The sequence below is a fragment of the Rhizobium grahamii CCGE 502 genome, from assembly GCF_000298315.2.
Lineage (GTDB): Bacteria > Pseudomonadota > Alphaproteobacteria > Rhizobiales > Rhizobiaceae > Rhizobium > Rhizobium grahamii.
Genome location: NZ_AEYE02000011.1, coordinates 136,132 through 149,687, shown reverse-complemented (window position 1 = coordinate 149,687; position 13,556 = coordinate 136,132). Strand labels below are relative to the sequence as shown.

Annotated in this window: 10 protein-coding genes and 1 pseudogene; 2 read left to right on the top strand and 9 right to left on the bottom strand. The window is 59.4% G+C overall.

What is annotated here, in order from left to right; genetic code table 11:
* Positions 1-11: 11 nt before the first annotated feature.
* Together kdsA and RGCCGE502_RS08970 are read right to left on the bottom strand one after the other, a co-directional pair.
* Complete coding sequence (kdsA, locus tag RGCCGE502_RS08975; protein WP_016553838.1) at positions 12-854, bottom strand: 3-deoxy-8-phosphooctulonate synthase; 843 nt, start codon at positions 852-854, stop codon at positions 12-14.
* A complete protein-coding gene (locus RGCCGE502_RS08970) occupies positions 851-1,735 on the bottom strand; it encodes a VOC family protein (protein ID WP_016553837.1) in 885 nt (294 codons plus the stop codon). Before RGCCGE502_RS08970 ends, kdsA begins: the two co-directional genes overlap by 4 nt.
* Before the next feature lie 200 nt (positions 1,736-1,935).
* Between RGCCGE502_RS08970 and lexA the strand changes: the two genes are divergently transcribed.
* Entirely contained in the window at positions 1,936-2,652 is a 717-nt protein-coding gene (gene lexA / locus RGCCGE502_RS08965; protein ID WP_016553836.1) for a transcriptional repressor LexA, read from the top strand.
* Here the strand turns inward: lexA and RGCCGE502_RS08960 are convergent.
* Positions 2,633-5,148 (bottom strand): annotated as a pseudogene (locus RGCCGE502_RS08960) (ComEC/Rec2 family competence protein). The gene lexA and the pseudogene RGCCGE502_RS08960 sit on opposite strands and share 20 nt — an antisense overlap.
* 230 nt (positions 5,149-5,378) lie before the next feature.
* On the opposite strand from RGCCGE502_RS08960, the gene gltA reads away from it, so the two are divergent.
* On the top strand, positions 5,379-6,668 hold the full coding sequence (gltA, locus tag RGCCGE502_RS08955) for a citrate synthase (RefSeq protein ID WP_016553835.1): 1,290 nt from the start codon (positions 5,379-5,381) through the stop codon (positions 6,666-6,668).
* A 30-nt stretch (positions 6,669-6,698) separates the two neighbouring features.
* Here gltA and lpxB read toward each other — a convergent pair whose 3' ends face one another.
* Genes lpxB through bamA form a run of 6 tightly spaced genes read right to left on the bottom strand, consistent with a single transcriptional unit; the run spans position 6,699 to position 13,485 of the window.
* Complete coding sequence (gene lpxB / locus RGCCGE502_RS08950; RefSeq protein ID WP_016553834.1) at positions 6,699-7,880, bottom strand: lipid-A-disaccharide synthase; 1,182 nt, start codon at positions 7,878-7,880, stop codon at positions 6,699-6,701.
* A complete protein-coding gene (locus tag RGCCGE502_RS08945) occupies positions 7,877-8,758 on the bottom strand; it encodes an LpxI family protein (RefSeq protein WP_016553833.1) in 882 nt (293 codons plus the stop codon). Before RGCCGE502_RS08945 ends, lpxB begins: the two co-directional genes overlap by 4 nt.
* Positions 8,759-8,761: 3 nt before the next feature.
* Positions 8,762-9,580: an acyl-ACP--UDP-N-acetylglucosamine O-acyltransferase gene (lpxA, locus tag RGCCGE502_RS08940; RefSeq protein ID WP_016553832.1), complete on the bottom strand. Its 819-nt coding sequence runs from the start codon at positions 9,578-9,580 to the stop codon at positions 8,762-8,764.
* Entirely contained in the window at positions 9,577-10,044 is a 468-nt protein-coding gene (gene fabZ, locus RGCCGE502_RS08935; RefSeq protein WP_016553831.1) for a 3-hydroxyacyl-ACP dehydratase FabZ, read from the bottom strand. The genes lpxA and fabZ overlap by 4 nt, the downstream gene beginning before the upstream one ends.
* Complete coding sequence (lpxD, locus tag RGCCGE502_RS08930; protein ID WP_016553830.1) at positions 10,037-11,098, bottom strand: UDP-3-O-(3-hydroxymyristoyl)glucosamine N-acyltransferase; 1,062 nt, start codon at positions 11,096-11,098, stop codon at positions 10,037-10,039. Before lpxD ends, fabZ begins: the two co-directional genes overlap by 8 nt.
* Positions 11,099-11,148: 50 nt before the next feature.
* Positions 11,149-13,485: an outer membrane protein assembly factor BamA gene (gene bamA / locus RGCCGE502_RS08925; protein ID WP_016553829.1), complete on the bottom strand. Its 2,337-nt coding sequence runs from the start codon at positions 13,483-13,485 to the stop codon at positions 11,149-11,151.
* Positions 13,486-13,556: the final 71 nt, after the last annotated feature.

Here is a 13,556-nt window from a genome sequence, read left to right as displayed (position 1 = left end):
TCTTTTGAACGTCAGCCCTTTGCGATCGCGTCGAAGGCCAGGAGCTTTTCGAGAAGCCTCGGCATGTCCTTGAGGTAGACCATGTTCGGACCGTCGGACGGAGCGTTGTCCGGATCTTCGTGCGTCTCGATGAACACACCGGCGACACCGACAGCAACGGCCGCGCGCGCCAACGTCTCGACGAACTCGCGCTGGCCGCCGCTGGAGCCGCCCTGCCCGCCCGGCTGCTGCACCGAATGCGTGGCGTCGAAAACAACAGGGGCGCCCATCGCCGCCATGATCGGCAGCGAGCGCATATCCGAGACCAGCGTGTTGTAGCCGAAGGAAGCGCCGCGCTCGCAAAGCAGAACGTTCGGATTGCCGGTGGAATTGAGCTTGTTCAGGACATTCTTCATGTCCCAAGGGGCAAGGAACTGGCCCTTCTTGACGTTGATGGTGCGACCGGTCTTGGCGGCTGCGACCAGCAGGTCTGTCTGGCGGCTGAGAAAGGCCGGGATCTGCAGGACGTCGACGACCGGCGCCACCTCGGCGCACTGCTCCTCGGTATGGATGTCGGTCAGGACAGGAAAACCGTATTCCTTCTTGAGGTCGGAAAAAACCTCCAGCGCCTTATCGAGGCCGATGCCGCGCTGAGCGGAGAGCGATGTCCGGTTCGCCTTGTCAAAGGAGGACTTGTAGACAAGGCCGAGACCAAGCTTGTCGCAAAGCTCCTTCAATACACCGGCGACCATGAACGCATGCTCGCGGCTCTCCATCTGACAAGGTCCGGCAATCAGCGACAGCTTGCCGGTATTCGAAAAGGTGACGCGGCCGGCGCCTTCGCCAACCGCGACTTCGGAATTTGTCTGGCTCATCGTTTCTCCTCGAAGGCGAAGAGCGCGCCCTGCCCGGGCGCTGCCTTCACCAGAATTCGATTGTTCTTGCGCGTGTAGGTCATCCCGTTAGCAGCCAAATGCGCTTCTGTCACGGCGAGATCACCGACCTTGAAAACAACGGCGACGCCGCGCAGGCCGCGATCGCCTGAGGGTGCAGAAATATCGAAGTAGGCATCCAGTCCATCGGGGGACAGAACGATGATTCTCGCGTTGGGCGTTGCAATACTCACACCAAAGGCCTCGTTGATCACCGTCAGGCCGTGCGCCGCGGCGCGCACAAATGGTGCAAACGCCTTTGGGTCCGGCGCGCCAAGAACGATCTCCGCGATCCCGCCCACGCCATTTGGGTGCACTTGCAGTGCCCTTCGATCGGCTGGCAGCGGATTGACCCGCTGGCAGGTGAAAAAAAAGAAGTCAGGTGCGCGCAGGTCAACTGCGAACGCGAGTTTGAATGCAGCAGTGGCTTCCGAGCCGTCGGGCATCTTCATCGGCCGCTCGAACTGCAGCATCTCACCGCCGTTGATCTTCTCGGCAAGGAATCTAGCGTGGTCGCGGTCGGCGTCCCCCGTCGCGAAGACCACTGCGGACAGTCCATCCTCGCCGCATCGAAACCGAAAGGCGCGGTCACGCGCGGTGAAGACGTTGCCTTTCCTCGCCGATGCCTCGTGCAGTTCGAGGCTGGCGACGCCCAGCGGCTCCAGATAAGTTTCGTCGGCGAAAAATATACAGGCGTTCTCTGTTCCGAACGGGTGCCGCGCATCAGGCGCGACGGTGAAGCCCAACATTCCGAGGCGCTCGCGCGCAAGCCTGATGTTGGACACCGGCAGCACAATGTGGTCCAGCGGATGTGCTTCGCTCATGGCAAACTCCCCGGGGATTTGCGAAGATGTGCGCCGGGCAAGAGAACAATGCAACCCCCTTCTCCGCATTCACTCAAAAGCGACGCAAAAACTGAACAAGTTGCAGGCAAGTTTTACGAAAATTTAGGTACTTGCGGAACACATATGGAACATATAGTGTCTGTTCTGGCTTTGTTTCACAACTCTGGGGTTCAACTTCGATGCTGACGCGCAAGCAACAGGAGCTTCTTCTCTTCATTCATGAACGAATGAAGGAGTCCGGTGTCCCCCCATCTTTCGACGAAATGAAGGACGCTCTCGATCTCGCGTCGAAGTCGGGCATCCACCGCCTGATTACGGCGCTGGAGGAACGCGGCTTCATTCGTCGACTGCCGAATCGGGCCCGCGCTCTGGAGGTCATCAAGCTGCCAGAGGCATATAATCCCAGTCTCCAGCCGCGCCGCGGTTTTTCGCCGAGCGTGATCGAGGGCAGCCTTGGCAAACCTCAACCGGTCGCGCCGCCAAAGCCGGCCGCGCATGCGGACAATGGCAATTCGGCCTCTGTACCTGTTATGGGGCGGATCGCTGCCGGCGTGCCAATTTCTGCAATCCAGAACAATACGCACGACATCACGGTTCCGGCCGACATGCTTGGCCCAGGCGAGCACTATGCGCTCGAGGTGAAGGGTGACTCGATGATCGAGGCCGGCATCTTCGACGGCGATACGGTGATTATCCGCAACGGCAGCACCGCCAACGCCGGCGACATTGTTGTCGCACTTGTCGATGACGAGGAAGCAACCCTCAAGCGCTTCCGCCGCAAGGGCGCTTCGATCGCGCTTGAAGCCGCGAACCCGGCTTATGAAACGCGTATTTTCGGACCCGATCGCGTCAAGGTTCAGGGCAAGCTGGTCGGCCTCATTCGCCGCTATCACTAAAGACAGGCGGCTCTCCGTCGAAGGTGCCGCTTCGCCAATTGTATGCCCGATGCCGCATCCAAGGCCGGTCAAGTGTCTTATAGGTCGTCGTCACGACAGGCGTTCCCTGTTCGTCTATTCGTATCTCTGCCGCGCCCGAGCGGCGCAAGGTTTCGCCCGTGAACAACAATGCACCTGACCGGCATTCGCTTACGCGCAGACGAGCGTGCGCAACGACGATGTCGGCGGTGTCGCAGGCAGCGCCGACATAGGCGGGGTCCTCGACGATTGTCAGAACGTAGCCACTGTCGTGTGCCGCTGTACACCAAGCGCCTTTCAGGCAGACGAAACGGTTCTCAACGCCTCTCGCAACGGCCTGCTGCAACGCGTTGCGAGCGTTATGCAATTCGTCGGCCGAGAGCCTCTGAGGCTTGCCGTCGCCGTCGCGCCGGCGGACTGGTTTGACACCCTCTATCAGGAGCGGCGGCCGGGCTTGCTCCGCGGCCAGAGCCCTTCGCCATTGGTCGAAAATGAAGTCGGGTGGGCGCGTCCGGTTGGAAGCAATAACCTGATTGTCGACAATCGCGACGAGACCGCCATCCTCGGCAATGATGAAATCTGGCGCCGGTCTGGACGGCGCTAGCACAACGAGCAGAGTTGCCAACGCGATCGCAACAGCGCCGAGGTACCGCAGTCTGGTTCGCAGAAGCGCAAGTACGAGGAAGCCTGCGACGGCGACAGGAAAATACCAGACCGGCAATCGGCCGATATCGACGTTGCCGCCCCATCCCGAGACCATCTTTGCAATGGCGATCACAATGTCGAGCCCGAAGCCAGCGATTTTCCAGGGAACGACATCGAGGCCAAACGGCGTCAGCAGCATCGCGAACATGCCCATAGGCATCACCACGAAGGAGATTACCGGCATGGCCATGAGATTTGCGGGCAATCCATAAGCGCTGAGCCGATGGAAATGTTCGACTGCGAAGAGCGCGGTCGAGAAGCCTCCGATCATTGAGGAAAGGAGGATGCCAGCAAAGAAGCGTGCGACAAAAACGGCGGGCTTCACTGCCCTGACTTGCAGCAAGGGATGCTCGCGCGAGGCTCGCTTCGACCACATCGCATAACCGGCAACCAGCGCAAGAGTCGCCGCAAATGACATCTGGAAGCTCGGGCCTAGTGCCTCGGATGGAGACAAGAGCAAAATCACCCAGGCCGACAGGGCGATGTTGCGCAGACTGATTGACGGCCTGTCGAAGAATACAGCGGCCAGCATGATCGCCATCATGATGAAGGCTCGCTCTGCGGAGACCGCAAAGCCCGAGATCATGTAATAGGCTGTCAGGGCGACGAGCGCGCCAGCAGCTGCAATCTTCTTGGTCGGGTACGCCTGCGTAACGGATGGAAACAGGCTCAGCAGTTGGCGTAGGCCGACAAAGAAGATACCCGCGGAGAGCGCCATGTTGAGACCGGAGATTGCCACGATATGCGCCAGCCCCGCCTGTCGCAGCGCGTCGGTGGTTTCCCGCGAGATCGGCGTCGCTCGTCGGTGACAAGCGACGCCGCAAAGGCGCCGGTGTCACCCGGCAGGATTCCACGGATGCGGTCTCCGATACCGCTTCGAAGAGCATCCAGCCAGTTGGCTGCGCGCTCCGACATCGATGGTGTGCCGACCGCTGACGGCATTGAAACGCTTGGCAAACCATAAAAGAAACCGTTCGCGCCAATCTCGTCGAAATAGGCGCTGAAGGCGAAGTCGTTGAGCCCAGGCAGCGCCGGTCCCGCAGGCGGGGTCAATCGTGCCCGCCCGGTCAACCACTCCCCGATTTCGAACGGTTCTTTCTGCCCACGTGCGACGACTGAAACCCGGTCTGGCGGCCGCCTAATCTGAGGCGACTGAGTGCCGGAAATGGAGAGGATATAGCGCCAACGACCCGCGCCATCCCCCTCCCGACGCTCGACACGACCCGTGATCGTTGTGGTGACGGGCGTATCCAGTATGACGGTCGCCTTGCCCCGCGTTTCGTATTGGGCCGAAAGCATTCCCGCGATGCAAAGCAAGCCGGCCAGCGCTGAATTCCGGACAAACGGACGCCCTTGGCCCGCCGCCGTTGCAACAAGTGCCAGCGCAACAATCCATGCCATCAAGCGCATCGTGGGAGGGTCACTTGCCAGTTCGAACCAGAGGACGGCGCCGGCTCCGAGGAAGACCGGCGAGAACAGAAACAACCGTCCATGTTCCATCTCCGCTGTCGCGGAACTTTGGAGCCATGAAGCCCAGTCCCGTGTTGCAGCTTTGATCCGTGTCGGCCACGCGATGGAGGACTGCGTGCGCAGATTAGGCAATCGCTCGGCGGTCGATCGATTCAGCAGGAGAGACGGCTCCGCTGTACGCGCGGAAGCATCCGCGGCAGGCACGGCCTTCGTTACTTCAAATGGCTTCAACCCCGGCATGCATTTGCGCCCAAAAACAGCCGCCCTTGCAACCACAATGCAAGCTATCGAGGCGTCAGGCAATAATAATCGATTGAAATCTGAAGGAAAATCTGAACGCTGAAAAGCCAAGGATTATCATCGGCTTCTGCTATGCGCAGGGCTCATCGCAGCAGTGCCCAAAAGTTGATACTGCGATGCACAAAATGGCATCACGGTAACTTGGCATTAGGCGCGCGATCATATAGCAATCATCGACGACGCTTAACCCTATGGCGCTTTTATGGCGCCACCCGCCAGTTTGGAGGATCAGAATGACGGAACAAAGCGCAACACTGAAAATCGGTGACAAATCAGTCGATCTCGCCGTCAAGAGCGGCACGATCGGTCCTGATGTCATCGATATCGGCGCCCTCTACAAGAACACGGCTTCCTTCACTTACGATCCTGGTTTCACCTCGACCGCATCCTGTGAATCGAAAATCACCTACATCGACGGCGACGCCGGTGTGCTATTGCATCGCGGCTATCCGATCGAGCAGCTTGCCGAGCACGGCGACTTCCTCGAGGTCTGCTATCTGCTTCTCTACGGCGAACTGCCGACCGCTGCCCAGAAGAAGGATTTCGACTATCGCGTCACGCATCACACGATGGTGCACGAACAGATGAGCCGCTTCTTTACGGGCTTCCGCCGCGATGCGCATCCGATGGCTGTCATGTGCGGCTGTGTCGGCGCGCTGTCCGCCTTCTACCATGACTCGACCGACATCACGGATCCGCATCAGCGCATGGTGGCAAGCCTGCGCATGATCGCGAAGATGCCGACACTCGCCGCCATGGCCTACAAGTATCACATCGGCCAGCCCTTCGTTTACCCGAAGAACGATCTCGACTACGCCTCGAACTTCCTGCGCATGTGCTTTGCCGTTCCGTGCGAGGAGTATGTGGTCAATCCGGTGCTGTCGCGCGCCATGGATCGCATCTTCATCCTGCACGCCGACCACGAGCAGAACGCCTCGACCTCGACCGTCCGCCTTGCCGGCTCGTCGGGCGCGAACCCGTTTGCCTGCATCGCAGCCGGCATTGCATGCCTCTGGGGCCCGGCTCACGGCGGCGCCAACGAAGCAGCGCTGAACATGCTGACTGAAATCGGCACCGTTGACCGCATTCCGGAATACATCGCCCGCGCCAAGGACAAGAACGATCCGTTCCGCCTGATGGGCTTCGGTCACCGCGTCTACAAGAACTACGATCCGCGCGCCAAGATCATGCAGAAGACGACGCATGAAGTTCTCGGCGAGCTGGGCGTTAAGGACGATCCGCTGCTCGAAGTGGCGATGGAGCTCGAGCGCATTGCACTGACTGACGAGTACTTCATCGAGAAGAAGCTCTATCCGAACATCGACTTCTACTCCGGCATCACGCTGAAGGCTCTGGGCTTCCCCACGACCATGTTCACCGTGCTGTTTGCCCTCGCCCGTACGGTCGGCTGGATTGCCCAGTGGAACGAAATGATCGAAGATCCGGAACAGCGCATCGGTCGCCCGCGTCAGCTCTATGTCGGTGAGCCGCAACGCGATTACGTGCCTGTTTCCAAGCGCTAATCAGCGATCACAGATAGCAAAGAAGCCCGGTCAGGAATGGCCGGGCTTTTTCTTTTGAAGGACATTGAGGACGATTTCGGCTGCATGTTCCCCCGGCGGCTTTTCGGTCTGCATTCTTTGCCAGAGAACGTCAAACCCTTCCATCATCGCCTGCCGTGGCAAGGTGTCCACCGACAGCTTCTCCATCCAGCGCGCAAAGCTGCCGCCTCGCACCACGTCGTTGATATACTCGGGCACAACGGCGTAATCGGCGATCAGGTTCGGAAGGGCCGCGCTCCAGGTTTTGATCTTGCTGGTCATGAGCTTGATGATCCAGTCCGTCTTATACGCCGAAACACATGGAACGCCGGTCAGCGCCAGCTCAAGCACGACGGTCCCAGACGCCGCCATGGCGGCATCCGCTTCGGTGAACGCCTGCCACTTCGCCTCGGCGCCGGTCACGATCTCCGGCTTCGTCGTCCAGTCCTTGACGAATTCACGGATCATGGCCTCGCGGCGCGGCATCGTCGGCAAGACGAAACGCATCTCACCGTTGCGCGCCACCAACTCGGTGACGGCGTCGCCAAAGTGGGGCAGCAGCTTGGTAATCTCGCTTGAGCGCGAGCCTGGCAGCAACATCACTGTCTTGCGGTCGGTCCGTGTCCGCGGCTTTGTCTGCGCACGCCGGCGTCGGGCGTCCAACAGGTTTGGGTCGGCCGTCAGGCGGTGGCCAACATAGGTCGTCGGCGGCCCGCCCAGTTTGCGCATCACCTCAGGCTCGAACGGCAAGACAGCGAGCACATGATCGACATAAGCGAGCATGCGCTGTGCGCGATATTCCTTCCATGCCCAAACACTCGGGCAAACATAATTGACAACAGGCAAGCCGGGCAGCGCCGTGCGCACCCGCTTTGCAACCCTATGCGTGAAATCGGGACTGTCGACGATAACGAGCACATCGGGTTTTGCGGCGATGATTGCCGACGCCGTCTCGCCAATACGCCGAACGAGCCTTGGCAACGTCGAGAGCACCTGGGTGATGCCCATCACTTGCAGTTCGGAGAAATCGAAAAGCGAGCGCAGACCCTGCGTCTCGAGCCCCTCGCCGCCAACGCCGACGAGATCCACACCGCCCGGAAACTGTCGTTTCAGGGCGGCGATCAGGTCCGCGGCCAGAAGGTCACCCGAGACCTCTCCAACAACGATGGCAACTTTCAGCGACGCATCGCTCACGCTAACCCCCAGGATGGCAAGCCTCTATCCAGTCCGCACACGAAAATACCGGCATCATCAGCAGCCTTGATGACAGCGTCACGCTCCAGGATGAGCGAGCGACCCGCCTCGACAGCAACGCCCGCCAGGCCCGCCTTTTTCAGGTTCTCGATCGTCGAAATGCCAATCGATGGCAGATCCGCGCGGATATCTTGCTGAGGTTTGCAGAGTTTAACCAATACGCCGCGGCGGCGCGCAGAAATACGCCCGGCCGATCGCAGGTCAGCGACACGGTCCAGCATGCTGTCCGTGCCTTCGACGCCCTCGAGCGCAACGATGCGGCCGCCAACTGAAACCGCCCCTTGCCCGACATCCAGCCTGCCAAGCGCATCGGCCGCTTCCGCGGCGCGCGCGATATCTCTTCGATCATCAGGTCCCGGTCGCACTGCGCCCAACGGACCGACGGTTGCAAGGAGGTGTGGTGCGATCTCATGCGCGCCGACGACGCGGCGTCCGTTCCCCTCGATCAAGGTAATGACCATGCGCAATACGGCATCGTCGCCACCGGCGAGCAGCGTGCGGATCGTCGACGGCAATTTCACGATCGTTTTCAGCGTCGGGCGGACCTCACGCCACTCCGGACGCCGGCGCACGCCTCCCGACATGACGACTCGATCTACGCCGTTGCTCGCGAATATCCGACTAAGAGCAGCGAAATCACCGACGCCGATCACCGCGTGATCAAAGCCATCCCAGGAGCGGTCCGCTTCATCTTTCAGGGCGATAATGAAGGGATCTTCACCTGCCTGGCGCGCGGCCGTAGCAACATAGGACGGCAGAAGACCGCTGCCTGCGATGATTGCAAGGCGGCCTTTTGCCATGTCACCCGCGAGAGCCAAGCATCACCCCTTCTGTCCCCTGGTCGGAGAGGAAAGAGCGCGGTCGCTTTCGGCAGCGATGAAGTCAAGAATTTGAACGACCTGCTCGCAACCAGCATACTCGTCGCGGATTGCGGCGGCATTGTCCCGGATCGAATTATCGCCTTCGAAGATCGCCTTGTAGGCGCGGCGCACTGTGTGAATCGTCGCGCGGTCAATGCCGGCGCGGGTCATACCGACGACATTCAAGCCGCTCAAAAGGCCCGGATTGCCATTCAACATCCCATACGGGATGACGTCGTAGCTAACCGCGGAAAGCCCACCCACAAATGCCTGTCGACCGACGCGCGTGAACTGGTGCACGGCGCAGCCGCCACCGAGAATGACGCGATCTTCGATCGTTACGTGGCCGGCGAGCATGACGTTGTTGGACATAATGACGTTGTTTCCAACCCGGCAATCATGGGCGATATGCGAATTCGCCAGGAAGAGGTTGTTGTTGCCCACAATCGTCTGGCTACCGAAATCAGCAGTACCCGTATTGACCGTGACACCTTCGCGGAAGGTGCAGTTGTCGCCGACGGTCAGGGTCGTTTCTTCGCCACCGTGGTGAACGCTCTGAGGATCCCCGCCGATCACGGCCATTGGGAAAATGCGGCACCCGCTTCCGAGCGTCGTGCGGCCCGATACGACAGAATGCGCAAGCAACTCTACGTTATCACCCAGCGTGACATTCGGTCCAACGTAGCAAAAGGGACCGATCTTGACGTTCTCGCCGATCACAGCGCCGTCTTCGACGACCGCCATGGCGTGAATCTTGGCGCTGGCTGCTATCCTGCTCATGCCTGATCCTTGTGAACGATCATCGCCCCAATGTCGGCTTCGGCGACGAGCGCTCCATCAACCTTCGCATCGCAGTGGAACTTCCAGATATTACCGCGCTGCTTCTGTTTCTTCACGTGATATTCGACGCGGTCGCCGGGAACGACCGGCTTGCGGAAGCGCGCGTTGTCAATCGTCATGAAGTAGACCAGGTTCCCGGTCTCCCCCTGCTTCTTGGCGCAGATCGCACCGGCTGTCTGTGCCATACCCTCGATGAGCAGGACACCCGGCATGATCGGAGACTCCGGAAAGTGACCGGTAAAATGCGGTTCGTTTGCGGTCACGTTCTTGATGCCGATCGCGGACTCGTCACTGTCGATATTGATGATCCGATCCACCAGCAGGAACGGATAACGATGCGGCAGCAGCTTCATGATCTCCATGATGTCTGCCGAAGAGAGCGAAGTCTTTGCTTCTTCAGTCATTCTTTTCTCCCGTTTTCTTGCTGCCGGTCGACCGGGCCAAAATCGCTGCGGTCTCTCGCAGAAAATCGTTGATGGGACGCGCCGGCACACCACCGTAACGCTCGCCGGCAGGTATGTCGCCGACCACGCCGCTCTTCGCGGCGATCTGCACTCCGTCACCGATCTTGATATGCCCGTTCAGTCCAGCCTGTCCGCCGATCTGTACGCCATCGCCGAGAACCGTGCTACCAGCGATGCCGACCTGCGAAACGATGGCGCAATGACGCCCAATTCGGCAGTTGTGACCAATCTGGACCTGATTGTCGATCTTTGTGCCTTCGCCGATGACGGTATCATCCATGGCACCGCGATCAATCGTCGTATTGGCGCCGATCTCCACATGATCCTGAATGATGACCCGGCCGACCTGAACGATCTTGATCATTCCGCGTGGGCCCGGAGCATAGCCGAAGCCATCCTGGCCAATGCGCGCGCCATTGTGAATGATCACGCCGTTGCCCACGAGCGCGCAAAGCACGCTTGCGCCGGCGGCGATCGTGCAATTACGGCCGATCTTAACGTTTGGCCCGATGATCACGCCGGCTCCGATATGCGTGCCCTCTCCGATTTCGGCATGTGCGCCGATGACCGCGAATGGCTCGATCGAAACCTGGCCTTCCAGACGCGCCGTCTTGTCGACAACTGCACGATCCGAGATGCCGGAGCCTTCGGACAACAGCGCCTCCGGCCGAAGTGCCTTCGGGTAGAGATAGCCACCCGCCATTGCAAAGGCGGCATGGGCATTCTTCGAAATCAAGACAGGCAGATGATCGGGCACCAACGACCGCAAGCCGGCGGTGCAAAGCACAGCAGATGCCGCGCACGTCGCGAGCTCGTCCTTGCTCCTCTTCGACATGATATAACAGATGTCACCCGCCTTCGCCCGGCTTACGGGCGAAACGGAGCGTATCACAACATCTGCGTCCTTGGGGTCAGCAAGCTCTGCCCCAAGATACTGCGCCAACTCCGAGAGTTTCACGCCATCATGGGGCAGAAAAAAGCCATTTTGCTCCATCGGCAAATCTCCAGAACGGAATTCGGTTTTACGGTTCCGGACTGCCGATATCAGAATTGATTGTTTATGCCAAACTTGAAGTGCTGCGTCTTGTCAAAGTCTTCCTTGGCGACCGGAATAGCGTAGTCGACGCGCAGCGTACCAAATGGCGACGCCCACATGAGACCAACGCCAACGGACGCGCGCAGCGATGCATCTTCGCCGTTGACGGTATCACCAAGCGGGTCGACATCATTGCCGAACAGTGTACCGGCATCGGCAAACAAGGCGCCACGCAAGCCGAAGTCACGCGGGACCAACGGCAGCGGGAACGTCGCTTCAGCCGACACGGTAAAGTAGGTCGTGCCGCCGAGCGGATCGTCGTTGGAGCCGGCAATGCGCGGGCCGATACCCTTGTTTTCAAAGCCTCTGATATCGCCGTTGGTCAGCGTGAACTGGTCAAAGACGTTGAGGTTCTTGTCAAAGCCGACAACATAGCCCGCCGAGCCGGTAAGCGACCCGATGATGTCGGCATCGTCAGCGAGCAGGTGGAAATAGCGTGCCTTGCCGTAGATCTTGTAGAACTGCGAGTCGCCGCCGAGGCCGGCAATTTCCTGTGTAACGCTTGCATAGATGCCTTCGCGAGGCAGCGTCATGTCATCAAGCGTATTGTAGGTCAGCGTCTGGGAAACGGACGACTTCACCCACGGGCTATTTTCGACGAGGTTCTGATACGGCGCAGACAAATTGCTCAGCGAACCCGACGGATCGTACTTCATCTGCTTGTAGTTATAGCGGAACGTCGTCGCGAGGTCTTCGGTGATCGGCGCCGTAGCACGGAGAACACCGCTGTTTTCCTCGTAGTCATAGTTATCGTTGCTCGACGTCTCGCTGTGGTTGAGGTCGAAACCAACCGCCAAACGATAGCCCAGGAAGTACGGCTCAGTGAAGTTCAAGCCGTAAGTCTGCGAACCTTCCTGGCCACCACCGGCACTAACCTTGATGTACTGACCACGACCGAGGAAGTTCTTTTCCTCAACCGAGGCTTCGAGAAGAAGGCCATCACCGCCGGCAGCGTAACCTGCGCCGATGCCGAACGAGCCGGTCGCCTGGTCCTGGACGTCAACGACGACGACAACGCGATCCGGCGAACTGCCCGGCTGCGTCGAGATGTTGACCGACGAGAAATAGCCGAGAGCTTCGAGACGGCGCTTGGCCCTGGTGATCATCTGCTGATTGAAGGCATCGCCTTCGCTCATGTCGAACTCGCGACGGATGACGAAGTCACGTGTGCGGCTGTTGCCGCGGATTTCGATGCGCTCGACATAGGCGCGTTCACCCTGGTCAACCAGGTATTCGACACCGATCGTGTTGTTGCCCAGATCACGATTGCCGCGCGGTGTGACGCGGGCAAATGGATATCCGGCGGAAGCGACCTGATCGGAGATTGCCTCCATGGACTTCTGCACTTCCTTGGCGCTGTAGACCTGACCTTCGTGTGTCCGGACGAGCCCCTGAAGCTGGTTGGAATCGATACCCGGGACCGTCGACTGCACGGATACGGCACCGAAATCATACCGAGGGCCTTCTTCAATATTGAAGGTCAGCGTGTACTTGTTCGTTGCCTCGTCGAAAGCCGCGTCGGAAGATATGATACGGAAGTCAGCGTAGCCGCGGTTGTAGTAGAACTGGCGCAGCGCCTCTTCGTCCGCATGAAGCTTGTCTTCGCTGTAAACGTCCTTGCGGGTCAGGAAAGACAGAAAGTTCGAGCGCTTCGTCGCGATGACTGAGGAGAGACGGCCGGAGCTATAGGCGTTGTTGCCTACGAAATTAATGGCAGCAATCTTGGTGCGGTCACCTTCGTCGACGACGAAAGCCAAGTTCACGCGTCCTTCGCCGAGGGGAACGACCTGCGTGGTTACCTGAACTTCACTGCGACCCGTCGCGGCGTACGCGTCCTTGATCGCCTGAATATCCGACTGGATCTGCGCCTCATTGTAAGGGCCAGCGGCATGCGTCTTTACGACAGCCGCGAGCTTGTCGTCCTTGATCTTGCGGTTGCCGTTGAAGACGACTTGATTGACGAGCTGAGCTTCCTCGACGGTAACGACAAGCGTGCTACCCGAGACGGAAATCTTGACGTCGGAGAAATAGCCGGTGTCGTAGAGTTGCTTCACCGAGTCATCGATATCGGTATTAGAGAAGCTCTTGCCAGGCTGGATGGTGAGGTTTGAGCGAACGGCCTCAGCACCGACACGGCTGGCGCCGCGTACATCCACACGCTGAATAACTGCAGCTTCTGCCGTCGTTGCCGAGACGAAAACCGTTGCACCTGCCCCCGAAGCAACAATACCTGCAGACAGCGCAACCGCCGATACTGCGTTCAAAAATCTTGAACCAGCCTTCATTTCACCCATTACCTTTTTTCTCGTCCCCGGCGTCAGGCGTCCCCCGATTCCGGCCACGTGTGTCGTTTTAC

Coding starts and splice junctions, on each gene's coding strand:
- lexA (WP_016553836.1), top strand. CDS start 1,936: ATGCTGACGCGCAAGCAACAGGAGCTTCTTCTCTTCATTCATGAACGA.
- lpxD (WP_016553830.1), bottom strand. CDS start 11,098: ATGGAGCAAAATGGCTTTTTTCTGCCCCATGATGGCGTGAAACTCTCG.
- fabZ (WP_016553831.1), bottom strand. CDS start 10,044: ATGACTGAAGAAGCAAAGACTTCGCTCTCTTCGGCAGACATCATGGAG.
- bamA (WP_016553829.1), bottom strand. CDS start 13,485: ATGAAGGCTGGTTCAAGATTTTTGAACGCAGTATCGGCGGTTGCGCTG.
- gltA (WP_016553835.1), top strand. CDS start 5,379: ATGACGGAACAAAGCGCAACACTGAAAATCGGTGACAAATCAGTCGAT.
- lpxA (WP_016553832.1), bottom strand. CDS start 9,580: ATGAGCAGGATAGCAGCCAGCGCCAAGATTCACGCCATGGCGGTCGTC.
- RGCCGE502_RS08970 (WP_016553837.1), bottom strand. CDS start 1,735: ATGAGCGAAGCACATCCGCTGGACCACATTGTGCTGCCGGTGTCCAAC.
- kdsA (WP_016553838.1), bottom strand. CDS start 854: ATGAGCCAGACAAATTCCGAAGTCGCGGTTGGCGAAGGCGCCGGCCGC.